Here is a 22,222-nt window from a genome sequence, read left to right as displayed (position 1 = left end):
CACGACTAATTTTTTTGATTAAAGGTTATTTAATGTGCCTTCAGGAAGAACTGAAATCACACTTGCGCGTTGAATTTTTACGTCTACACCGCGGCTCAGTTCAACCACTGCAAAGTCACCTTCGAGTTTAGTGATTTTACCCATTAAGCCACCAGCAAATACCACTTCGCTGCCTACGCCAAGACTTTCAACCAAAGAGCGGTGCTCTTTGGCACGTTTTGCTTGAGGGCGCCAAATTAAGAAATAGAAGATTGCAATAAAAACAGCAATCATCAATAAGTTTGCGACCATACTTGGTTGTTGTGCAGCTTCACCCGCTGCGTGAGCTGTAGAAATAAAAAGGCTCATTTCAAATTCCTAAACTAAAAAAACGGTGACCAACGAATTGATCATAAATAGACTTGTTCTGCAATTTACCTTGTCTTTTTACCAAGCGCAAATGCTCACAACAATTAATCTTGGGGGCAAGGTGGAACTTCTAAACCACGACGTGCATAAAAATCTTCAACAAAGGCATCAAAGCGATCATTATCCAATGCATCACGAATGTCTTGAGTGAAACGTTGGTAGTAACGTAAGTTGTGAATAGTACCGAGCATTGAACCCAGCATCTCGCCACATTTTTCCAAATGGAATAAATAAGAGCGAGTAAAGTTGGTACAGGTATAACAGTCGCAGTGTGGATCCAGCGGACTTTGATCATGACGGTATTTACTGTTACGGATACGTACTAAACCGTCGGTCACAAAATAATGTCCATTTCGGGCATTACGTGTAGGCATGACACAGTCAAACATATCGACGCCACGGCGGATGCCTTCCACGATGTCTTCAGGTTTACCTACGCCCATTAGGTAGCGCGGTTTGTCTGCTGGCATTTTTTCTGGAAGATAATCCAGCACTTTGATCATTTCTTCTTTCGGTTCACCGACGGACAGACCACCAATGGCATAACCGTCAAAACCCACTTCAAGCAAGCCTTTTAAAGACTCATCTCGTAAGTCTTCATACATACCGCCTTGAATAATGCCGAAGAGCGCATTTTTATTTTCAAGCACATCATGATGCTGAGTCTTACAACGCTTTGCCCAACGCAATGACAATTGTAGCGACTTTTGCGCTTCTTCATGCGTTGCAGGATAAGGCGTACATTCGTCAAAAATCATCACGATGTCTGAGTTCAATGTATGTTGGATGTCCATTGAGATTTCAGGAGACAAAAAGACTTTAGAGCCGTCAATTGGAGAGCGGAACGTTACGCCATCTTCTTTAATTTTACGCATCGCGCCCAAACTGAAGACTTGGAAGCCGCCTGAATCGGTCAGAATGGGTTTATCCCACTTCATGAATTTATGCAGGCCGCCATGCTCTTTAATCACTTCAAGGCCAGGGCGTAGGTAAAGATGGAAGGTGTTACCTAAAATAATTTGCGCTTTGATGTCTTCAATATCACGCGGGAGCATGCCTTTCACCGTACCATAAGTACCGACAGGCATGAACACAGGGGTTTCAACCACACCATGCTCTAAAGTTAAACGACCACGACGGGCGCGACCCGACTGACCTAATTTTTCAAACTTCATAAAATATCCTGAACAAGAGCAAAGCACTGCTCTGCTTGCAGTGCAAGAGCGAAAAAACAGTTCGCCGCTAAAAGGAGGCTATTTTCCTTGATTATGCAAATAAACACCAGTGTTGTAACACTTTTAACGCAAAGCATTTCGGAGCAAGGTTGTTTGCTGTAAGGGCTGTTTCGGTTTGAATTTATGTCATGGTGGCGAGTGAGTCGTGATTAGGATGAAAAGAGTGGATCGCCTAGACGAGGCTGTGAACGTAGAGGTTAAAAAGGCACTCATTTTGAGTGCCCTGGATGTGTTATTTGTGTTAAAGCGATCTTTTTAGTTGAAATTGGGACGGTAATCAAAATTTTGCAGCGCAGCAGCGTCACGGAATGGACGCACAGCTTTTTTACCGACAGTCATGGTGTTTACAATGTTGTTCGGAAAGATTTGAATGTGGTTGTTAAACAGTTCGACATTGCGGTTAAAAATGCTGATCGCAGCACCGACATTTTCATTTTGCTCTTCAATTTCATTCATCATCTTTAGATAAATATCATTGGCTTTAAGTTCAGGGTAGTTTTCGACCACAACATTGAGGCTACGCATTAGCTCTTGGTTCAATGCTTCGATACGCTGTAATTGATTGACATCTGTATTGTTCAAATTTAGGTTGAGAATGTTCTGGCGGAGCTCAGTGACTTTTTCCAAGGTGCCTTTTTCAAAGCTAGAGTATTGTTCGACCAAAGGTTCTAAGCCATCTAGAATTTTTATTTTCTGACGCTCATAGGTTGCTACATCCGACCATGCGCGAATGGTTGCATTGTGGTGTCGCACAATATTATTGCGAATGACGATTACGCCAAACACGATCGCAATAATAATCAATAAGAAAATCAATAGCCCCATACAGTCCTCAAACGGCAAAATGTCATTATTTTAAAAATTGCGTTAGATCAGATTCTAAGCGCTCTAGATAAGGTAATTTAAAAGTGCGTAAGTGTCCACGTAATGTAGAAATGTCATTGATTTTTTTTGCTTTGCTGGATATTTCAAACAGGTTTTGTGGGCTGATATAGCACAAGATATTTTTTTCAGGATGAAAAAGTAAATCGCCTTCACGAGAACGGAAAAAATCGGCAGTACGCAGTACAAATGCAGGGGAGAGAAGTTTGGCCATCTGCATCTGGTCAGTACCAAAAAATTTGAGTTTATGGTTAATCTGAATATCACTGCTATGCCATGGAAAACTATAGGGATAATAGAATTTTTTATTGTATGCGGTAATCGCGAGTCCTTGCGTGGGTACCTCAAAGACAAAACATCCCCATAAGTCTTTATGCACTTCTTTCACTTTTAACTCATTGCCATCTTTATCACGTACGCGAATTTCATCGACAAAGTGGTATTGAAACAGCAAAACCTGATGTTGTTGTCCTGCTTCATCCTGCCAAGTGGTACTGGCGTAGTAAGGAATATCATTGCTGATGGTGCCTTGATTAAAAATTGGAAACAGCTGTTTGAGGTGGGCAATAAAAAATGCAGGTTGTAGGGCCACGCCAATATGCTGCGGAGGGGTAAACTCGTTGAGCTGGTATTTTTTATGAATAATTTGTTTTTCGAGATAGTCGGTGACCTCTTCAAGCGGATCATCTTGCTCATAACTTAAATAGGCCCAAAGCAGACAGCCTAAGCCGAATAAAAAGCTGAATAAGGTCCAAATGTGCTCTCCGGCAAAGAACACTGGCACAATAAAAAAAATGCCGACTATTCCAAGTAGAATAGGCAGCACATTTTCAAATTTGAGGGTAATCGGGGCATTCCAAGGGTGCAGTCGGTCAAGAATATCTTGTGCCGAATCGGCCCCTCGACCAATGTCCCAAAGCCTATCGATATTATCAAACACAATTTTATTTTTTTTACGTCGAATATGAATGGAATGTTTGATCGTATCGATAGGCATGTGAGGTTCTTATTTGGGTTGAAGTTGGTCGACTAACATGGCGTCGCCATAACTAAAGAAGCGATATTGGTTGGCCACCGCATGTTGATAAGCCGTCAAAATATTATCACGATTTGACAGCGCTGAAACTAACATCAGAAGGGTCGATTCAGGCAGATGGAAGTTGGTGATAAGACGATCCACCACTTTGAACTCATAACCTGGATAGATAAAAATTTGAGTATCTCCCGTCCACGCTTTCAGTTCACCCTGATGCGCTTGAGCCGCACTTTCTACGGCACGGGTGGCGGTTGTTCCAACTGAGATGACTTTGTTGCCGCGAGCTTTGGTTTGGCGAATCAGCTCAACGGCGTGCTCTGGAACATCACACCATTCACTGTGCATAATGTGATTGGCAATATCATCAGTACGTACAGGCAGAAAAGTACCAGCACCCACGTGTAAAGTGACAAAAGTTTTCTGAATACCTTTGGCTTCGAGTTGATCCAAGAGCTTTTGGTCGAAGTGTAAGCTTGCGGTAGGTGCAGCGACACTGGCTAACTTGGTTGGATCATTAAATACTGTTTGATAACGCTCGGTATCAATGGCTTCAGCTTCACGGTTGAAGTATGGAGGAATTGGTAGTTGTCCATATAAATCCAGCACCGTTAAAATTGGCTGGGAAAACTCCACAATAAATAAATTTTCATGACGACCTAGCACCGTGACTTTAACGGCATCTGGGCCAATAAAGAGCTCAGCGCCGGCTTTGGGGGTGTTGCTGGCTTTGATGTGACAGTGTGCAATAAATGCATCTTGCATGCGTTCAACCAGAACTTCGACAGCTCCGCCGCTGGCACGTTTGCCTTTGAGACGTGCTTTCATCACTTTGGTGTCATTTAAGACCAGTAAATCACCAGCATCGAGCAAATCTAAAATGTCGGTGAATTGAAAGTCATGATGTTGACCTTGAGCATCGAGGTGTAATAGTCGAGAAGCACTGCGTGTGTCTAAAGGATAACGGGCAATGAGTTCATCAGGGAGGTCGAAATTAAAATCAGAAAGTTGCATGATGGGAAAGCAGCGTCAAAATAAGGGAGGTCAAAATTGTGCTTAGTATATGCGTTTTTGCAGAAAAACGCTGAAATTGCACAAATATAAAGCTAAAAAATCAAATATGACTTAAAAATAGCCAATCACCACCAACTTACGTTGACAAGTTTTTCAAAAAGTTTAATATACGCATCAACACCTTCCCGAGGTGGTGAAATTGGTAGACGCGGCGGACTCAAAATCCGCTGTCAGAGATGACGTGTCGGTTCGAGTCCGACCCTCGGGACCAGATGAAAAGGAAACCCCTTGAGCATATACAGACTCAAGGGGTTTTTTATTTCATAAAAACAAATGCTTGCATGAAATTCTAGTCTGCATCTTTGAGATCACATAAGCCACTTTTTAGGTGGTCACTTCGGAAAATGAGTACCCGAATGAGTACCTGAATTTAGTTTGGGTACTCATTATGGAATCTCATGGCTAGAACAATTAAACCTCTAACAGCATCTCAAGTTGAAAAAGCGAAACCAATAGCAAAAGAATACAACCTATTTGATGGTGATGGTCTTTACTTGGTTATACGTCCTTCTGGTACAAAAACTTGGATGCTTCGAATAAAAGACAACTTCGGTAAAGTTCATAAATTAAAGCTAGGTACTTTTCCTGAAATCACTTTAGCATTCGCTCGAGAGAGGCGAGTAGAGTACAAGCGAGCTGTAGCTGAAGGCAAAGAACTTGATGAGGTTCTTGGTCGAGGAGAGCATACCTCAAGAGCAGCGAACTCATTGGAAGTAATATCCAGAGCATGGCTTGAACAGTATGCTAAGCGGAAACCATTAGAAGAGCACATCAAGCATAAGCGCATTCGTAAACTTGAAAACCATCTGTTTCCAATGTTAGGTTCAAGCTGCATAGATGAGATTAGACCTAAAGACCTGCGTTTGGTTTTAAACCATATTTATGAGAAGAGTGCTGATAATGCCCAAAGAATTAGGGCTGATCTTGTACTCATTTTTAGTTATGCAGTTCAGTATGGTTATATCGAGGTAAACCATGCAAGAGAAATGGAGAGCCTTGACCTGTCGGCTCCTAGAAATCATAGACCAGCATTACCACTTCAACGACTACCTGAGTTAATCCAAAGGATTAGAGCTGATACAGGCTATGTGCTGACTATACTGTGCTTAGAGCTAAGCTTACATATCTTCATACGCTCATCTGAGTTGAGGTTTGCACGATGGGGTGAAATAGACTTGGTGAAGAGGCAATGGGTTCTACCTGCAAAGCGCGACATTGTGAAGGGGGTAAAACATTCAGATCGTGGTTCTAAGATGAGAGAGCCCCATATCATCCCTTTGTCTGAACCAGTTGTAGAAATATTACTTAAGGTAAAAAAATTAGGGTGTAGTTCTGAGCTTGTATTTCCAAGTGCTTATGAGCATACGCCGTTTCTTAGTGAGAATACTTTTAATTATGCACTACGGCGTATGGGCTATGACACGCAGAAGGAACTTTGTTTTCATGGTTTTAGAGCCATGGCACGTTCTGCATTAGGGGAGTGTGGTTTGTTTCAGCGAGATGCCATTGAGAAGCAGATGAGCCATCAAGAGCGTAATAATGTGGTGAGTGCTTACACGCATGTTGCAGAGTATTTATATGAGCGTAAGCGCATGATGGAATGGTGGAGTCAGTATTTGATAGATATAGAAGCTAATGGATATGTAGCTCCTTATACCTATGTAAATGGTGAGAATGTTATAGAGTTTAAACGTGTGATCGCGTAAATAAGAAGGCTCTCCATTTGGAGAGCCTTTGTTTATTATAGAGCTGCAAGGGCTTTAACTTGTTCGAGAGGAATATCATCCAAAAATAGTTGATGTTTTAGATAGTAATCTACTGCTGATGAATACAGGTCTTGCTTGGTTTGTCCTGTAACTTTACCAATCGTATCTATATGCCTGTGATGTTCAGGCTTGACTACATATGTAGATTTTACTGGTGTCTCTCTGAGAGGGGTATTCTGAGCAATGATTTCAATTGCTGCCGCTACTGATTTGCGTATTATTGCATCTTCGTTTGAAGTGTTCATAGGGCTCAACATCCATGTTGATTATTTAAGGTGAAGCTATTTTACAATAGGTAAATTTGGACTACCAAATTTCATTTTAGTGGAAAGTAAGTAAGTGGTTAATTGCTTAAGATATTGAAAAACAATAATATTTGACTTTTGTATTTTGTTTCTACAATTTCGAGTCCTAAATTTTTCATGAGAAAATTTATGATGTCTAAAACAACCTTGCTAGCTTTACTTGATCCTGTCTTTGGTGAATTGAATAAGTTGATAGACTCTATATCTGTGTATGAGCTTAAATACCCAATAGCGCAGCGGCAACTTGAAAAAGAGTTTGATGCCATTATTGCATTCATTGCTTCTGGTGGTCGAATGGGGCGTAGCACAACAGAACTAAATGATCAGTTTTCGGGTGTAATGAATTCAGATAAAGTTCGAGAAAGGCTAAATTGGTTAATTGATGAAAAGAAGATCATGAAAAGTGTTGGTGCAAAGTATACGAACTTTTACTTCTTGAAATGATGCCTTTTACTCCTTAGGTCCGTTAAGGCCTAAGGAGTTCTCTTTATATTTTTAGCTGATAGGCTGTGCGATGCCAATGTAAGTTTTCTATGCTGCTCATCAACTTAGTGAAGCTTTATAAACACTCTAAATTGCATTATAAGGAACTAAATGTTGTACAGCACAATGATCCAAAAATAAGAACAGTCATTGAGACCTGAAGAGGAATAGTTATGAGTGACTTTAAAATTTCTGAGCAACAAATCAAGGCCGTACTTGCACTTGATGGGGAAAAGCGTTATCGACACTTCATAAAAGAAGTAGTTGGTAATGATGTAATTTGGGTCTTAGGAACAGACGATGGTTGGTATTTAGTTGGTGATGAGGATGAAAGTGAATTACTCCCACTTTGGCCTGCAAAAGAATATGCGCAGTTATATGCAGATGAATGTGATGGTGGGCAACCTATCGCTGTTAGTTTAGAGGATTTCATGCATAACCATGTAGAAAGCTTATCTGATGGTGGTATGGGGGTTGCTGTGTTTATGACACCTAGTGGTCTAGGCACAACTCCTAGCCTTAAGCAATTTGTTAGGGACATCAGTGATGAATTAGATAAATACTGAAATCTTTAGAGCCTTGTATTAATTAGTTTTTACAAGCCACATTGTTTTTCTTGTTTCCATCATCTTTATAAACTCCACCTCAATGCAGGTGGTTTTTTATGGGAACAGTTCCACTCAACTTTTATGCCTGCAACAGTTTCAATGGTGTTACCCCCTGTAGGGCTCGATTTTACCTAACAAACCAGAACACCATTACTGGAATGATTAGGATGGACAAACAACAAAGGCAGTAAAGTTATGAGAAGCAAGTACAAAGTAATTCTATGTGTCATTCCATTTATGACATGGCTTCCAATCCAAAGTGATAAGCCAATAGTACAGATTCAACTGGATAACGTGGGCTATAACATCGTTGTACGTGAATGAAATGAAATTAGCCGGGTAATCTTGCATATCCATTTACGTACGTGCTCTGAATTGGTATACATTTATGGAGTTAGAGCAGCTCCAACTGCCCTAACCTAGTCTTAGTATGCTGAACTACAGATCAGTACTAGAACTACGAACACGATAAAGGTTAAGAGTTTCATCGTGCAAAGCTGAAGCTCGTCATTGTTCGTGATATGTGGCTAACTGGTTTTGATGCACCAAGTATGCATACGCTTTACATCGACAAGCCAATGAAAGGTCATAACCTCATGCAAGCCATTGCACGAGTAAACCGAGTGTATAAAGACAAGATTGGTGGTTTAGTGGTTGACTACTTGGGAATTGCTTCTGACCTTAAAGAAGCACTGTCCTTTTATTCAGAAGCTGGTGGTAAAGGTGATCCTGCTCTCATCCAAGGTGAAGCAGCGACTATCTTACAAGAGAAGTTGGAAGTACTAGATGGCATCATGCACGGCTATGACTATCGAGAATATTTCACTGCAACGACTTCTCGAAAGCTCAGCATAATTTTGGAAGCTGAAGATCACATTCTAGGTGTTGATCAAGGGCAGGGAAGAACACGTTTTTTAAATGCTGTAGCTGCTATGTCTCAGGCATTTGGATTGGCAGTACCACACCCATCAGCAATGGAGGCTGCACATATCGTGGCATTCTTTCAAGCAGTGAAAGCACGTTTAGCTAAGTTTGGAGATGGCACAGGCAATATAACTGGTTTAAGTAATTCAGAGCTTGAAGCCAAGGTAAAACAAACCATAGATGAAGCATTGGTAACAGAGCAAGTCGTTGACATCTTTGATGCAGCAGGCATTCAAAAGCCTGACATTTCAATTCTTTCAGATGAGTTCATGCAAGAAATGAAAGGCTATCAGCATAAGAACATAGCCTTAGAAACTTTAAAGAAGTTACTGGGTGATGAAATTAAGATGCGTGGACATCGCAGTGTTACTCAGGGCAAGAAGCTCATGGATATGTTGAGCTCAGCTATTAAGGGCTATCAAAACAAAGTCCTTACAGCAGCACAAGTCATTGATGAGCTAATCAAGTTAGCTAAAGCCATTCAAGAGTCTGATAAGTTGGCTCAAGAGTTAAACCTTACTGAATACGAATATGCCTTCTATTCTGCTGTCGCTGAAAATGACAGTGCAAGAGAACTAATGCAGAAAGAGATCCTAAGAGAACTTGCTGTAGTGCTCACTGAGTCTATTCGAAAGAATGTCACTTTGGATTGGACAATTAAAGAAGCTGCGCGAGCGAAGCTAAGAGTCATTGTGAAGCGACTTTTGAAAAAGTATGGTTATCCGCCTGATATGGCATTGTTGGCTACAGAGACTGTTCTTGAACAAGCAGAATTGCTAGCTGAGGGCTTCGCAGAAGCAGCTTAACTTTGTAGTTTGGGGGTATAACTTTAGGTACTCATTTTTGCGAATAAGTACCTAGATGAGTACCTGAGCCTATGCTACACTACAAAAAGTGCTTATGTGTCAAATAGATGACGTGTCGATTCGAGTCCGACCCTCGGGGACCAGATATTAAAAAACCCAAGCATATTCAGTCTTGGGTTTTTTATTGCCTGAAATTTAAGATTTGAATCAAATCGCCGTAAAACTTTACGGGTAGCTTAAAGCAATTGAATGTTCGGTGTGGGTTTGGTTGACTATTTCCTCATATGATGGATTCAAAATTTTGTTTTAATCATTCTGATAAATAACGAATTTTCAAAAAGAGAAAGTAGTCATAAGATAAAAGTCTGACATAATTGATTTTTTTGTTAAATGCCACGCTTGTATTGTTGTATTTTTATATTGTTTTAATGCTGAAAATTTGCTAATAAATAGAAGTAAATAATAGGTTTGTGCCGAAAAAATCACAAAAGATGAGGCAGAAATGGGTATTCAATTGCTAGATGTCGGATCTGATACAGAACAGTTAAGTGCTTGTCACTTATCTTTGTTATTGGGCGTGAACAGTAATGACAATAAAATTAAAAGCTTTCTCAAATTTGCGCGAAAAATTTTAGGTGCACATGCCGCAATTTTAACGTTTAGCAATGAACCTTATAGTTGGTATGCGGGCAAACATGCATTCAATGCTTTTCGGTTACCCGCTGAAGCCAATTTTTCTAATCATTTTGAAGGGGATATCACGATTGATACCCTACATCGCCATTATCATCATCTTTCTCAGCAGGTGAGTGCTCTAGGGTTTAAACATCAGCGGATCATCGCATTGGATTTAAAGGCATCGGATAAATCCGTGGGGCAAGTGATTTTCTTTGATGAACAGTTGGACGCTTTTACGCAGGATGCTGTAGAAAATGTCTATGAACTGGCCTCTGGTTTTCTCAATCTGCTACATTTGCGCATGGAAAATGCGGAGCTCAAAGAGTTGTATGAGCAACAGGTGGCCATGAATGTCAGTAAAACCAAATTTTTCCAAATTATTGCACATGATTTAAGAGCGCCTTTTCATGGCTTAATTGGTTTCTCAGAAGTGTTGGCTGAAGAGCGCAAAAGTTTGGATGAGTCTGGTGTGCAAAGCATTGCAGATTATTTGCATGATACCGCACAGTCGACTTATAGCTTGTTGGAGAGTTTACTGAATTGGGCGATGGCAGAAGGCGGGCGCTTTGTTTATCACCCCATCCATTACAAGCTTAAGCAGTCCTCTCAAATCGTTTTTGATGTGTTGCATGCGTTGGCTATCAATAAAAATATTCAACTGATTGACCGTGTCCCCGATGATTTAAAAATTTTTGCAGATATCAATATGGTGACCTCGGTGATCCAAAACTTGGTCTCAAATGCGCTGAAATTTACCCATATGCATGGCGAAGGTGTTGTGACGATTGATGCCAAACAACGTGATGATTTTATCGATATCTACATTCAAGATACGGGTCTAGGTATGACATTGGGGCAAATCGAATCGTTGTTTGAACCGAAACTAACCGTTAGTTTTAAGGGGACAGCTGGGGAGAAAGGTACGGGTCTAGGTCTGGTGCTGTGTAAGCGGTTTGTCGGTTTGAATAAAGGTGAAATTTCAGTCACATCCAAAGAAGGTGTCGGTTCAACTTTTATCGTTAGCTTGCCACGTTCGAACAGTGCACATCAAGCATTGTCACTCGCGACATCCCAGCAAGAATTTAGTGAATAATCATACTTTTCTTATAAAATAATTCGCCTAATCTCATGATCTGCTGTTATAAATAACCAAAACAATGCGAAAGAGTCGATCATGAATGCTGAGCAATTGCAAAAGACATTGCGCGCAAGTCAATATGCGGAACAAGTCCTATCTATACATCAGGTTTATCTTGAACAAGATTATGCAGTTGATCAATTTGCTCAGCCATTGACCACCGAACAAATTTTTGATGTCGTTCAAAATAGCTTAAAAGAGATCAGTGATGAAACTACATGGATGCGCACCATCCGAATTTTACGTGCGCGTTTAATGTTTCGCTGGATTTGGCAGGATGCCAATCAACTGATCGATGTGATGACGCTAACGCGAGAGTTATCGGATTTTGCCGATGCGGCCATTTGTGTTGCAAAAGCATTTGCCTTAGCGCCATTGGTGGCTAAACATGGTCAGCCTGTGGGCTATAACCATAAAATTCAAGATTTAATTGTGGTTGCGATGGGGAAGCTCGGTGCACAAGAGCTGAACCTGTCCAGTGATATCGACTTGATTTTTGCCTTTGATGAGCAAGGCGAAACTGATGGTCGTAAATGCATCGATGTACAGCAGTTTTGCATTTTGTGGGGTCAGAAGCTTATTTACTTGTTGGACCATATCACGGCTGATGGTTTTGTCTTCCGTGTGGATATGCGCTTGCGTCCTTGGGGCGATGGTTCTGCATTGGCCATTAGTCATGCTGCGCTGGAGAAGTATTTAAGCCAACATGGGCGCGAGTGGGAGCGCTATGCGTGGATTAAAGCGCGGATTGTGACAGGGGGTAAAGAGGGGGATGAGTTGTTGGACATGACTCGTCCTTTTGTGTTCCGTAAGTATGTCGATTACACCGCTTTTGAAGCCATGCGCGAAATGAAAGCCATGATTGAGCGTGAGGTGTTACGCCGCAATATCGAAGATGATATTAAGCTGGGTGCGGGCGGTATTCGTGAAGTCGAATTTATTGTGCAGGTTTTTCAGCTGATTTATGGTGGGGCAAAATTAGAATTACAAGACCGTCAATGTTTAGTGAGCTTACATCATTTGGGTGGAGTGGGTTTGCTGGATGGGCAAGCGGTCAGTGAGCTGGAAGATGCCTACTTATTTCTGCGCCGTGTAGAACATGCAATTCAAGCCTTAAATGATCAACAAACCCAGTCTTTGCCAACAGAACCAGAGCTCAGACAAAGGATGATTGACACCTTGGGTTTTGTCAGTTGGGATGCATTTATTGAGCACTTAAACCAAAAGCGCGCCAAAGTTATTTACCAATTTGAGCATTTAATTAAAGAAAAAGAACATGACCCTTTCGTAGAAAGTTTTAGCCAGTTAGAAGCGAGGTTAAATGAGGTCTTAGATGCGAATGCAAAAAACCTCATTCATGAATTTTGGAATGGTCATGCGCTGAAAAAGCTGCCTGCAAAAGCGGTACAGCGTTTAAAAATGTTTTGGCCGCATTTGATTGAAGCGATTTTACAGTCAGATAAGCCGCAAGCTGCGCTGCTTCGCCTCATGCCTTTGGTCGAGTCTGTGATGCGGCGCACCGTATATTTGGTCATGTTGATTGAGAGTAAAGGGGCGTTACAGCGCTTGGTGAAAATGGCAACCGTAAGTCCGTGGATTTGTGAAGAATTGACCCATTATCCAGTGCTATTGGATGAATTTTTGTCCATGGACTTTGAGCTGCCGCGCCGTCAAGATTTGGAAGATTCGTTGCGTCAACAGTTGCTTCGCATTGAGCTTGATGACGTTGAGGATTTGATGCGTGTGCTGCGCCTATTTAAAAAATCCAATGTATTGGCGGTTGCAGCCAGTGATGTCTTGGCTGAAAGTCCGTTGATGAAAGTATCCGATGCTTTGACCGATATTGCAGAAGTTTCGGTCAGTACAACTTTAAATTTAGCCTATCAAATGACGGCAAAAAAACATGGTTATCCGCTCGATGTTGAAGGGCAGCGCTGTTCGATTGATCATTTGGCATTTGCTGTGGTGGGCTATGGTAAAGTTGGTGGGATTGAGCTTGGTTATGGCTCGGACTTAGATCTGGTCTTTATTCATTATATGGATGAGCAAGCCGATACCGATGGGCTGAAGTCGATCAGTGGGTTCGAGTTTGCAATGCGTGTTGCGCAGAAATTTATGTCGTTGATGACCACGCAGACCCTTGATGGTCGGGTCTATGAAATAGATACGCGCTTACGTCCATCGGGTGAAGCGGGGGTCTTGGTCACCAGTTTAAAAGCCTTTGAGCAATATCAGTTGAAAAATGCATGGGTCTGGGAGCATCAAGCCTTGGTACGTGCTCGTTCGATTGCGGGTGAGCCAAGTTTGCGTGATAAGTTTGAAGTATTGCGCTGTCGGATTTTGACGCAGCCACGAGATGAGGAAAACGTACGTGCTGAAGTGCTGAAGATGCGTCAAAAAATGAAAGACCATTTGGGTTCTTCTAAAGAACAACAAAAAGATGGAATTTTTCATTTAAAACAAGACGCAGGTGGTATCGTCGATATCGAATTTATGGCACAGTATGCTGTGTTGGCATGGAGCGGATCTCATCCAGATCTTGCCCATTATTCCGACAATGTACGAATCCTTGAAGATGCCGCAAAAGCCAGTTGCTTATCCAGTGACGATGCGACTGCATTGATTCAAGCTTATCTCAGTGAACGAGCCGAGAGCCACCGTTTAGCCCTTGCGAATCAATCCATGCAAGTAAATGCTGCGGACTGGCGCGATACCCGAGTGATCGTTTGCAAATTATGGCAAAGATTAATTGATCCAAGCTCAATCTTGAGCATTGGGTAACATGACTGTATATATAAATTTGGAGTGTGTGTCATGAATTTGGCTGATCGTGATGGTTTTATTTGGCAAGATGGACAATTGGTTGACTGGCGTGAGGCAAAAACTCACGTACTAACACATACCTTGCACTACAGCATGGGTGTGTTTGAAGGTGTCCGTGCCTATGAAACACCGAATGGCACGGCTATTTTCCGTTTAAAAGAACACACTAAGCGTTTATTGAACTCTGCAAAAATTTATCAAATGAAAGTTCCATTTGATCAAGCAACACTAGAGCAAGCTCAAATTGATGTGGTTCGTGAAAATAAATTAGCGTCTTGCTACTTGCGTCCAATTATTTTTATTGGATCGGAAAAATTAGGTATTGCTGCAACAGACAATACGATTCATGCAGTAGTAGCGGCATGGAGCTGGGGTGCATACCTCGGTGATGAAGCAATGGCGAAAGGTATTCGTGTGAAGACCTCATCATTTACTCACCATCATCCAAACGTGACGATGTGTAAAGCAAAAGCGTCAGGTAACTATACCTTGTCGATTTTAGCTCACCAAGAGGTGGCACATTCAGGTTATGACGAAGCAATGTTGCTCGACCCTCAAGGTTATGTATGCCAAGGTTCTGGTGAAAACGTATTCTTGGTGAAAGATGGTGTTTTACATACACCTGACATTGCAGGTGGTGCACTTGATGGTATTACGCGTCAAACCATTATTACCATCGCAAAAGACTTGGGATATGAGGTGGTTGAGCGTCGTATTACACGTGATGAATTCTACATTGCAGATGAAGCATTCTTTACAGGTACAGCTGCTGAAGTGACGCCTATTCGTGAATATGATGACCGTGAAATTGGTTCAGGTACGCGTGGTCCTATTACTGAACAAATTCAAACCACATTCTTTAATGCGGTTAAGGGTAAAGACCCGAAATACGCACACTGGTTGACTTATGTAAAATAAGTGGTTCGATGAAAAAAAAGGGCTCTTTGGAGCCCTTTTTTGTTGCTCTGTAGTTTAGTCATCGATACCGAAAATATCGCGAGTGTAGAGTTTATTTTGGACGTCATTTAGTTCTGATGTTTGACGATTGCTAATAATTAAGTCAGCTACTTGCTTAAATTTTTTTAGATCGCGAATAACTTTACTATTAGCAAATTTTTTTTCTGAAATATTTGGCTCGTAAATAATCACTTTAATGCCTTGCGCCTTAATTCGGCGCATAATCCCTAAAATTGCGGATGAGCGGAAATTATCAGATCCTGATTTCATGACCAACCGGTAGATACCAACCACTTTGGGATTTTTATGAATAATCGTTTCAGCAATGAAATCCTTACGGGTCCTATTTGCATCTACAACCGCTTGAATTAAGTTACTTGGGACTTGCTCATAATTTGCTAAAAGTTGTTTAGTGTCTTTAGGGAGACAATATCCACCATAGCCAAAAGAAGGGTTGTTGTAAAACTTTCCAATACGCGGATCAAGGCACACGCCATCAATAATTTGACGAGTATCTAAATCAAAAACTTGTGCATAGGTGTCAAGTTCATTGAAATAAGCGACACGCATGGCGAGATAAGTATTGGCAAATAATTTGATAGCCTCTGCTTCAGTCGAGTGAGTAAATAGTACAGGGCAGTCTTTTTTAATAGCACTATTAAGAAAGAGTTGTGCCAATGTTTCAGCACGTTCCGATTGCTCTCCTATAATAATTCGAGAAGGGTAAAGATTATCCTGAAGTGCTTTGCCCTCACGTAAGAATTCTGGTGAAAAAATAATATTGTTTGTGTTAAATCGCAGTCGCATTCTTTGTGTAAAACCGACAGGCACTGTTGATTTAATGATTATGGTCGCAAGCGGGTTGGTGTGTTGGATGTCGTGAATGACTTGCTCCACACTTGAAGTATCAAATTGATTGGTAATGGTGTCGTAATTGGTGGGCGTTGCAATTAGAATAACCTCAGCATTGATGTAACTGTCTATTTTATTTGATGTTGCTTTAAAATGAAGCTTGTCATTTTCTAGGAATAATGAGATGTCTTTATCTTGAATTGGGGAGATTCTTTGATTTAACTGATGAATACGATTTTCATCGAGATCAAATGCAGTGACACAGTGCTGCTGCGCTAAAATCAAAGCATTAGAGAGTCCAACATAGCCTAAACCGACCACTGTAATTTTCATTCTGTTGATTCTGAATTATTTTTTATTACGGTGCAGGAACAAGATGTCATGTAAATGAACAATACATTTCAGTTTAATTACCGTGTAATTACTTGGGATTTTATGGCTCTAATCTTTAATCAAACCGAGACTATGTTATGATGCAAAATACTATGTAGATCGGTAGTTTCAAGCATGTCTTTACATGAAAATGATGACGTTTTAAATACGACAGAGCAACAAAATCAGAATATTGTGCTGTGTATGAAGTGGGGAACCAAATATGGTTCGGACTACGTTAATCGTTTGTATAACATGGTAAAACGCCATACTACTATTGACTTTAAAATGGTGTGTTTAACTGACCGTACCGATGGTATTGATCCTGCTGTACAGTGTTTTCCTATTCCTCCATTAGCACTTCCAGAGGGGAGTCCTGAACGCGGCTGGAATAAATTGTCTACGTTTGAGCCAGATCTTTATGGTTTACAAGGCAATGCGCTCTTTTTAGATTTGGATGTCGTGATTGTTGATAACATCGATAGTTTCTTTACCCATTCTGGGGATTTTCTGATTATTCACGACTGGAAGCGTCCTTGGCGTATTACGGGGAATAGTTCAGTTTACCGTTTTAAGTTGGGTGCTTTTCCTGGATTGATGCCATATTTTCGTGAGCATTTTGATGAAATTCGTCAAAAGTTCCGCAATGAGCAAGCTTATTTGTCTTGGTATGTCGATCAAGAGAAAAAGCTCTCTTACTGGCCTGACAGTTGGTGTAAAAGTTATAAGTATCATTGCTTGCAAAAAATACCTTTGGCGTACTTTAAAGCACCAGTAAAACCCGAAGGTGCAAAAATTATTGTTTTCCATGGGGAAATTAACCCACCTGATGCAGTAAATGGTGGTGGTGGTAAATGGTATCGTTATGTATTGCCATCAGATTGGATTAAAGAGGCTTGGCATTAAAAACCCAATGTTGGTTTACTTTTGATTAGAAAATTATGAAAAAACTAGATTTTGTTATTGCCTGGGTTGATGGAAGTGATGAAAGTCATCGATTGAAACGTCAGAAATTTCAGCCTGAAAATGTTGTAAAAGGTGCCGCGGAAGACACTCGATTTGCCCATAATGATGAAATCTATTTTTCGATTGCTTCAATTCTGAAATATGTTCCTTATTGCGGGACAATATACATTATAACGGATCATCAACAACCTAGTTTTGTTGGGGAATTTGAAGCACAAGGACTCTGTAGCCCTGGTCAAATTCAAGTGGTTGATCATCAAGAAATCTTTAGAAATTACCAGCAGTATTTACCTACGTTCAATTCACTGACAATTGAAACGATGCTTTGGAATATTCCAAACTTATCGCAATATTTCATTTATTTAAATGACGATTTTTTCTTTAATGCACCTTCTAAAATCAGTGATTTCTTGGTGGATGATTGTATTAAAATTTATGGACACTGGGCTAATAATTTATTAATTAAGACTAAATTTAATATACGTAAAGAGCTGAATAAATATTTTGCTAAACCCTTAATGCCTAAATATACGATTGCTCAGGTGTTGAGTGCGGAGTTGTGTGGGATGAGCCGTTATTTTGAGATTCATCATCGTCCACATGTTTTAGATAAAATATTATTTCAAAAATACTTTGAAGCCCACCCAGCTGTTTTAGAAAAGCAAATTTCTTATCGTTTTCGTAGTGCCTTACAGTTTTTACCTGTAGGGCTCAATAATCATTTAAAAATTAAGTACAAACAAGCTGAGCTTTTTAATGATATCGAAATTGCATATTTGAAAAATGAAACATCAATTGAATTATTTTTAAAAAATTTGAATAATTCTAATGTTAAATTTGGTTGTATCCAAAGTTTAGATCAATTTGAAGAGAAACAATTTCAAAAAATATCATCAGCTTTGAATTTGAAATTTAAAGACTATTTACCTAAATCTATTGCTTTTAAGAGTCCATCATGAAAGTTGTTACTTATTTGATTAATTTGGATGGCAGTCAAGAACGACTTGAGCGAGCAACGCAGCAGCTGAATCAAGTCAACTGGCCTTTTGAGCGCTTTTCTGCAGTCGATGGTCGTGGTAAAGATTTAACTGAATTTGCAAACTACGATGATCAAGGGGCGAACGACGTACTCGGTCGCAGATTGATGAATTCAGAATTGGGCTGCTATTTAAGTCATTATGGCTGTGCGGAACAATTTTTAAGCACGGATGCTGATTATTTGGTGGTACTTGAAGATGATATGAAAATCAACCAAGACTTCAAAGACAAACTTAATGGTATGATTGAGTATCTCGATCAGCATAAAGAGCTGGATTGGTATCTGATTAACATTGCAGCCAAAAAGAAAAAATTGAGCAAAGATATTACTGATATTGATGGCATGAGTTTATGGCATGCTTATTATTTCCCCATCCGTGGTTTAGGTTTGGTGTGGTCACGCCAAGGTGCTCAAGCTTTTATACAGGTAGGAAAAACAATGACTATGCCTGTCGATATTTTCTTCCAAACCTGGCTCAGTAAAAATGGTAAAGGTTTGAGTGTATGGCCAGCCTTGGTAAGGCCCGCTGGTTTAGACAGTGATATTTTAGGAACTGTGGCAGCACAGGGCATTTCTCGCAAAGAAAAAGAAGGTCGAGATATTTCTTATGGCATCAAAAAACAAAAACGGATGTGGCGTGATAAGTTTTATGCGGTGAAGCATAAATATTTTTAATTGTCTTCGGGTGTTTTGGTACAAGGCTAAATGATCGACTAAAATGAAAATTTTTAAAAAAATATTTTATATTTTAAAGTTTTATACACTGCTTAACTTAAAGCAACGATATAAATGTGATGACATAGACAACTATGCAGATCTGCTTGTTTTACAGGCCAAGCCTGAGAATAAAGGCGTTCAATTACCTAAAAAGATATGGATCTATTGGGAAGGGAATATGCCAGCTTTGGTTCAGCATTGTATTGATCGTATTGAGAAATTACATCCTGACTATACCGTGAATTTATTAAATCCAAAGAATGTTGCGGATTTTATAAGTTTTGATTTAACTTCACCTATTTTGCAGAAGGCAACATCTCAACAACGTGCAGACTTAATTCGGTTCGACCTAATTTATCATTATGGTGGGATTTGGTTAGATGCGAGTATTATTATTTATAAAAAATTAGATTGGATTGAAAAGCTCATCCAGCAAACACAAACGCAAAGTTTTGCCTATTATCGGAAAAAAAATACCATATTAGCTGATTATCCAGTAATCGAAAACTGGTTGCTGGCTAGCGTAGCACACAATCCATTTTATCAATTATGGTTTAAGGAACTCTTTAGCGCTATTGAAATCGGGCCAAAACAATATATTCAATATATTCAATCTAACTATGATAATTCTCAAGATTATTTCCAGCATATAGGTCGCTTAGAATACCTCGTGGCTTATGTTGCATGTCAGAAAGTGATGCGTGATATATCGCCGAGTATGGTTTTAATCAATTGTGATGAGAATGCATTTTTCTATCAAGTGAAGAATAAATGGGTCAAGGAAAAGACCCTAATTGATCTGGCTATTTGTGAGGCTCCAGAGGAATACCCGAATCTTATAAAGCTAGCAGGGAAAGAGCGTAAAATACTGGATAGGCATTTTACTCGAGGGCAATATTTTGAGAACTCACTTTTAGATTTTTAGTCAGTACTCGTAAAAATAACCTTACATTTGAAGTATTTTATGGGGATTTAAATAAATCCTTTGCATTTACTTTTGGAAATGCCTCCACAGCACTATGTTCGGAAAGGTTATATACGGTAATTCCTTGAGCCTTAAAGAACTGTGCTGCTAAGTCGAAGGCTGGTAAGGTGAAATCTAATGATCTGTCTAAAAGGGTTGGTTGTTTATTTTCAGCACTCTCATAGAAACGCGGTTGGGTAAAATTATTCATATCTAAGCCAGCTAAGTAAATTTCTTGATAGCGGAGTGAATGAATAATCTGTAGTGCAACATAGGCCACAGTAAAATAATCAAAGATTGCGGTATATATTTGAGTTGAAAAGCCCAATTCATTGTGGGTAAAGAAATAATTTTTTTGCATGTCGACAGCTTTTTTAGGCTGTAAGATTGGTTCAATTTCACCGCGAGTAATAGGTTCTACGACTCTAATGCTGCATTGGATATCCTGAAATAAAACTTTTCGTAAAATCAGATCTAAACAACGTGGCGTAGTGTAAAACGTACAATTGCTATTGAGAACTTTCAACACCAAATCAAAACGGCTCTCAACGAAATTGTGGTCAATAATGACATAATGCTTAAACACAACATTAGGCATCGAAATTGCGCCATTTAATCCAACATAATCTATATCGGAGCGGGTAAAAGCTTCGGGAGGGATCTGTTGGACTGATGGCCCAGTTGCAATCATCATGCATAGCTTGTTTTTTGTACAAACGGCTTGCGTATTATCGACGACTAACTTCTGTTTGAAAAAAAGTTTTTGTAAGCCATTTTCAGTATCACGTTCAACCTGATAATACGGCCAAAAACGGCGATTATGTTTGTATTGATTTGAATGACTCAGTTTGTAAACGACTTTATAAATATTTCTAAAACACAAGTTTGAAAAAAATAATTGTAAGGTCTGTAGCTTTTTAGGAATCATAAATAAGTCATTAAGGTTGAACGTTTTAAAAAATAGGCTAAGTTGTGACTAAAACAGTCACTTTAAGCTTTAGTCATCTAGTCTAAATTTGTTGCTACTGAGTTTAGACTTTAATTTATTGAGCTTTTGAGTGAACCAAGATTCTTTCTGCCCTGGGCGTGTTATTTTATTGCCGTGATAGTTGGCTTGAGTTGCTTTGGTAAAAGCACCAAAAGGTTCAATCATATATTGTTCTGGTTTATATCCAGCAGCTAGCGCTTCGTCATAATATTGATCAAAAAGTGCTATTAGATCTGCCCTAGGGTGAGGCATGATTTCACCATCAAACCAGTGCTTTTGGCCTGTTGCTTCAAGACGAGTTAATGAATACTTATGACTGAACTGCGTGCCCATATCTGAGTAATGTAGAATTTTGATTTGTTCAATCGACATTCCTTCGCCATCAATATTATTGTAAGAATCTTGATAAGGTTGTACGAGATTTGGTTTTTCTTTTAGAAGGCGCATTAAATTCTTATGTGCATCTGGATTGGCTTGAATGTCTTTCAATGCTGGAAGATATTGTTTGGCTTTTTCACAATCCCATACACAAGTACATAGGCGTGCTGAGCTTTTGCCGCCCTTAGCGATAACAATGGCATCGTCCTGCATTGGATGAGACCAAAGCTCTGCAATATCACAAAGTACAATGACGTCGGCATCCATGTAAATTGCGCGACCTTCGAAGTTACACGATTCCGGAATGGCCCAACGGAACCCTGAAAAAGGAGTAGCCCATTTCTCTGTACGCCATCCCTCACTTGTTGTCTGATTGGTATACCAAGGACTGTTTGTGTCGTGACTAAGTTGCATCCAGGTAATGTTTACAGGATGAGAAGTGTGCTTACGAAGACTGTATTCAAGCACCATCATTTGTTCTAAGTCACAATTATTTGGATCACAACCTACAAATACTTGAATTACTTCACTATTCATTTTGACAACACTTTTCATAAATGGTAAGAATGAGTGCAATTAAAAGAGAATCACTATCTTTAATAAACTGCATACCCATGTTTAAATTGCTATTGTAATTATACTACTTTAACTTTTCTAGTGTATTGAAAATTCTTATTTTTATAGTTATTAAAATCATACGCTTAGTGGTATTTGTTGTGAGGTGAGATAAGATGCATTTGAAAGTAAGATAGGGTAATTGGTAGTTCAAGATTGTATGAATCTTGGGCGAAATACTGTAAAATAGTTGAAAATATGAGATTACGCT

At 39.8% G+C, this 22,222-nt stretch carries 20 protein-coding genes, 1 tRNA gene and 1 pseudogene; 13 read left to right on the top strand and 9 right to left on the bottom strand.

Annotation, left to right across the window (positions count from 1 at the left end):
• Positions 1-18: 18 nt before the first annotated feature.
• From yajC to queA, 5 genes are all read right to left on the bottom strand, one after another.
• The gene (gene yajC, locus WH214_RS02925; RefSeq protein WP_004697692.1) at positions 19-348 is read right to left on the bottom strand and encodes a preprotein translocase subunit YajC; all 330 of its coding nucleotides are present in this window, start codon (positions 346-348) and stop codon (positions 19-21) included.
• A 104-nt stretch (positions 349-452) separates the two neighbouring features.
• Entirely contained in the window at positions 453-1,583 is a 1,131-nt protein-coding gene (gene tgt, locus WH214_RS02920) for a tRNA guanosine(34) transglycosylase Tgt (RefSeq protein ID WP_339422168.1), read from the bottom strand.
• Between the two features lie 315 nt (positions 1,584-1,898).
• Complete coding sequence (locus tag WH214_RS02915; RefSeq protein ID WP_004983531.1) at positions 1,899-2,468, bottom strand: LemA family protein; 570 nt, start codon at positions 2,466-2,468, stop codon at positions 1,899-1,901.
• Between the two features lie 25 nt (positions 2,469-2,493).
• A complete protein-coding gene (locus tag WH214_RS02910) occupies positions 2,494-3,522 on the bottom strand; it encodes a hypothetical protein (RefSeq protein ID WP_339422169.1) in 1,029 nt (342 codons plus the stop codon).
• A gap of 9 nt (positions 3,523-3,531) precedes the next feature.
• Positions 3,532-4,572 (bottom strand): tRNA preQ1(34) S-adenosylmethionine ribosyltransferase-isomerase QueA, encoded by a 1,041-nt coding sequence (gene queA, locus WH214_RS02905; RefSeq protein ID WP_184118594.1) that lies wholly within the window; start codon positions 4,570-4,572, stop codon positions 3,532-3,534.
• A 184-nt stretch (positions 4,573-4,756) separates the two neighbouring features.
• On the opposite strand from queA, the gene WH214_RS02900 reads away from it, so the two are divergent.
• Positions 4,757-4,843, top strand: a tRNA-Leu gene (locus WH214_RS02900).
• 187 nt (positions 4,844-5,030) lie between these two features.
• Complete coding sequence (locus WH214_RS02895; protein ID WP_339422170.1) at positions 5,031-6,338, top strand: tyrosine-type recombinase/integrase; 1,308 nt, start codon at positions 5,031-5,033, stop codon at positions 6,336-6,338.
• A gap of 35 nt (positions 6,339-6,373) precedes the next feature.
• Here WH214_RS02895 and WH214_RS02890 read toward each other — a convergent pair whose 3' ends face one another.
• Positions 6,374-6,643 carry a hypothetical protein gene (locus WH214_RS02890; protein ID WP_339422171.1) on the bottom strand — a complete coding sequence of 90 codons (270 nt, stop codon included), beginning with the start codon at positions 6,641-6,643 and terminating at the stop codon, positions 6,374-6,376.
• Positions 6,644-6,832: 189 nt separating this feature from the next.
• Here WH214_RS02890 and WH214_RS02885 point away from each other — a divergent pair, with 189 nt between their 5' ends.
• From WH214_RS02885 to WH214_RS02855, 7 genes and pseudogenes are all read left to right on the top strand, one after another.
• The gene (locus tag WH214_RS02885) at positions 6,833-7,147 is read left to right on the top strand and encodes a hypothetical protein (protein ID WP_339422172.1); all 315 of its coding nucleotides are present in this window, start codon (positions 6,833-6,835) and stop codon (positions 7,145-7,147) included.
• Between the two features lie 212 nt (positions 7,148-7,359).
• A complete protein-coding gene (locus tag WH214_RS02880) occupies positions 7,360-7,752 on the top strand; it encodes a DUF2750 domain-containing protein (protein ID WP_339422173.1) in 393 nt (130 codons plus the stop codon).
• 237 nt (positions 7,753-7,989) lie between these two features.
• Positions 7,990-8,118: a hypothetical protein gene (locus tag WH214_RS02875; protein WP_339422174.1), complete on the top strand. Its 129-nt coding sequence runs from the start codon at positions 7,990-7,992 to the stop codon at positions 8,116-8,118.
• A gap of 170 nt (positions 8,119-8,288) precedes the next feature.
• Positions 8,289-9,524, top strand: a pseudogene (locus WH214_RS02870) (type I restriction enzyme endonuclease domain-containing protein); the annotation flags it as partial.
• 502 nt (positions 9,525-10,026) lie between these two features.
• Positions 10,027-11,295 (top strand): sensor histidine kinase, encoded by a 1,269-nt coding sequence (locus tag WH214_RS02865; protein ID WP_339422175.1) that lies wholly within the window; start codon positions 10,027-10,029, stop codon positions 11,293-11,295.
• An 81-nt stretch (positions 11,296-11,376) separates the two neighbouring features.
• Positions 11,377-14,121, top strand: a complete 2,745-nt coding sequence (gene glnE / locus WH214_RS02860) for a bifunctional [glutamate--ammonia ligase]-adenylyl-L-tyrosine phosphorylase/[glutamate--ammonia-ligase] adenylyltransferase (RefSeq protein WP_339422176.1) — start codon at positions 11,377-11,379, stop codon at positions 14,119-14,121.
• Positions 14,122-14,154: 33 nt separating this feature from the next.
• Positions 14,155-15,081, top strand: a complete 927-nt coding sequence (locus WH214_RS02855) for a branched-chain amino acid transaminase (RefSeq protein ID WP_004697706.1) — start codon at positions 14,155-14,157, stop codon at positions 15,079-15,081.
• 54 nt (positions 15,082-15,135) lie between these two features.
• Here the strand turns inward: WH214_RS02855 and WH214_RS02850 are convergent, their stop codons facing one another.
• Positions 15,136-16,305: a nucleotide sugar dehydrogenase gene (locus WH214_RS02850; RefSeq protein WP_339422177.1), complete on the bottom strand. Its 1,170-nt coding sequence runs from the start codon at positions 16,303-16,305 to the stop codon at positions 15,136-15,138.
• 174 nt (positions 16,306-16,479) lie between these two features.
• On the opposite strand from WH214_RS02850, the gene WH214_RS02845 reads away from it, so the two are divergent.
• From WH214_RS02845 to WH214_RS02830, 4 genes are read left to right on the top strand one after another with little or no spacing between them, the layout of a single operon-like run.
• A complete protein-coding gene (locus tag WH214_RS02845) occupies positions 16,480-17,250 on the top strand; it encodes a glycosyltransferase (protein ID WP_279747004.1) in 771 nt (256 codons plus the stop codon).
• Positions 17,251-17,285: 35 nt separating this feature from the next.
• Positions 17,286-18,269, top strand: coding sequence for a Stealth CR1 domain-containing protein (locus WH214_RS02840; protein ID WP_339422178.1), 984 nt, complete (start codon positions 17,286-17,288; stop codon positions 18,267-18,269).
• Positions 18,266-19,024: a glycosyltransferase family 25 protein gene (locus WH214_RS02835; protein WP_339422179.1), complete on the top strand. Its 759-nt coding sequence runs from the start codon at positions 18,266-18,268 to the stop codon at positions 19,022-19,024. The genes WH214_RS02840 and WH214_RS02835 overlap by 4 nt, the downstream gene beginning before the upstream one ends.
• Before the next feature lie 43 nt (positions 19,025-19,067).
• Positions 19,068-19,991 (top strand): glycosyltransferase family 32 protein, encoded by a 924-nt coding sequence (locus WH214_RS02830; protein WP_339422180.1) that lies wholly within the window; start codon positions 19,068-19,070, stop codon positions 19,989-19,991.
• A gap of 37 nt (positions 19,992-20,028) precedes the next feature.
• Here the strand turns inward: WH214_RS02830 and WH214_RS02825 are convergent, their stop codons facing one another.
• Both WH214_RS02825 and WH214_RS02820 read right to left on the bottom strand, forming a co-directional pair.
• Positions 20,029-20,958: a lipopolysaccharide biosynthesis protein gene (locus WH214_RS02825; RefSeq protein ID WP_279744882.1), complete on the bottom strand. Its 930-nt coding sequence runs from the start codon at positions 20,956-20,958 to the stop codon at positions 20,029-20,031.
• Between the two features lie 69 nt (positions 20,959-21,027).
• Positions 21,028-21,933: a glycosyl transferase gene (locus tag WH214_RS02820; protein ID WP_339422181.1), complete on the bottom strand. Its 906-nt coding sequence runs from the start codon at positions 21,931-21,933 to the stop codon at positions 21,028-21,030.
• Positions 21,934-22,222 lie beyond the last annotated feature (289 nt).

It is taken from the genome of Acinetobacter sp. MYb191 (assembly GCF_037572605.1).
Taxonomy (GTDB): Bacteria; Pseudomonadota; Gammaproteobacteria; order Pseudomonadales; family Moraxellaceae; genus Acinetobacter; species Acinetobacter johnsonii.
This window is presented reverse-complemented; position numbering and strand designations above follow the sequence as displayed.

What these genes read in the sequence shown, in the direction of transcription:
- yajC (WP_004697692.1), bottom strand. Translation starts at nt 348, where the DNA reads ATGAGCCTTTTTATTTCTACAGCTCACGCAGCGGGTGAAGCTGCACAA.
- tgt (WP_339422168.1), bottom strand. Translation starts at nt 1,583, where the DNA reads ATGAAGTTTGAAAAATTAGGTCAGTCGGGTCGCGCCCGTCGTGGTCGT.
- WH214_RS02915 (WP_004983531.1), bottom strand. Translation starts at nt 2,468, where the DNA reads ATGGGGCTATTGATTTTCTTATTGATTATTATTGCGATCGTGTTTGGC.
- WH214_RS02910 (WP_339422169.1), bottom strand. Translation starts at nt 3,522, where the DNA reads ATGCCTATCGATACGATCAAACATTCCATTCATATTCGACGTAAAAAA.
- queA (WP_184118594.1), bottom strand. Translation starts at nt 4,572, where the DNA reads ATGCAACTTTCTGATTTTAATTTCGACCTCCCTGATGAACTCATTGCC.
- WH214_RS02895 (WP_339422170.1), top strand. Translation starts at nt 5,031, where the DNA reads ATGGCTAGAACAATTAAACCTCTAACAGCATCTCAAGTTGAAAAAGCG.
- WH214_RS02890 (WP_339422171.1), bottom strand. Translation starts at nt 6,643, where the DNA reads ATGAACACTTCAAACGAAGATGCAATAATACGCAAATCAGTAGCGGCA.
- WH214_RS02885 (WP_339422172.1), top strand. Translation starts at nt 6,833, where the DNA reads ATGATGTCTAAAACAACCTTGCTAGCTTTACTTGATCCTGTCTTTGGT.
- WH214_RS02880 (WP_339422173.1), top strand. Translation starts at nt 7,360, where the DNA reads ATGAGTGACTTTAAAATTTCTGAGCAACAAATCAAGGCCGTACTTGCA.
- WH214_RS02875 (WP_339422174.1), top strand. Translation starts at nt 7,990, where the DNA reads ATGAGAAGCAAGTACAAAGTAATTCTATGTGTCATTCCATTTATGACA.
- WH214_RS02865 (WP_339422175.1), top strand. Translation starts at nt 10,027, where the DNA reads ATGGGTATTCAATTGCTAGATGTCGGATCTGATACAGAACAGTTAAGT.
- glnE (WP_339422176.1), top strand. Translation starts at nt 11,377, where the DNA reads ATGAATGCTGAGCAATTGCAAAAGACATTGCGCGCAAGTCAATATGCG.
- WH214_RS02855 (WP_004697706.1), top strand. Translation starts at nt 14,155, where the DNA reads ATGAATTTGGCTGATCGTGATGGTTTTATTTGGCAAGATGGACAATTG.
- WH214_RS02850 (WP_339422177.1), bottom strand. Translation starts at nt 16,305, where the DNA reads ATGAAAATTACAGTGGTCGGTTTAGGCTATGTTGGACTCTCTAATGCT.
- WH214_RS02845 (WP_279747004.1), top strand. Translation starts at nt 16,480, where the DNA reads ATGTCTTTACATGAAAATGATGACGTTTTAAATACGACAGAGCAACAA.
- WH214_RS02840 (WP_339422178.1), top strand. Translation starts at nt 17,286, where the DNA reads ATGAAAAAACTAGATTTTGTTATTGCCTGGGTTGATGGAAGTGATGAA.
- WH214_RS02835 (WP_339422179.1), top strand. Translation starts at nt 18,266, where the DNA reads ATGAAAGTTGTTACTTATTTGATTAATTTGGATGGCAGTCAAGAACGA.
- WH214_RS02830 (WP_339422180.1), top strand. Translation starts at nt 19,068, where the DNA reads ATGAAAATTTTTAAAAAAATATTTTATATTTTAAAGTTTTATACACTG.
- WH214_RS02825 (WP_279744882.1), bottom strand. Translation starts at nt 20,958, where the DNA reads ATGATTCCTAAAAAGCTACAGACCTTACAATTATTTTTTTCAAACTTG.
- WH214_RS02820 (WP_339422181.1), bottom strand. Translation starts at nt 21,933, where the DNA reads ATGAATAGTGAAGTAATTCAAGTATTTGTAGGTTGTGATCCAAATAAT.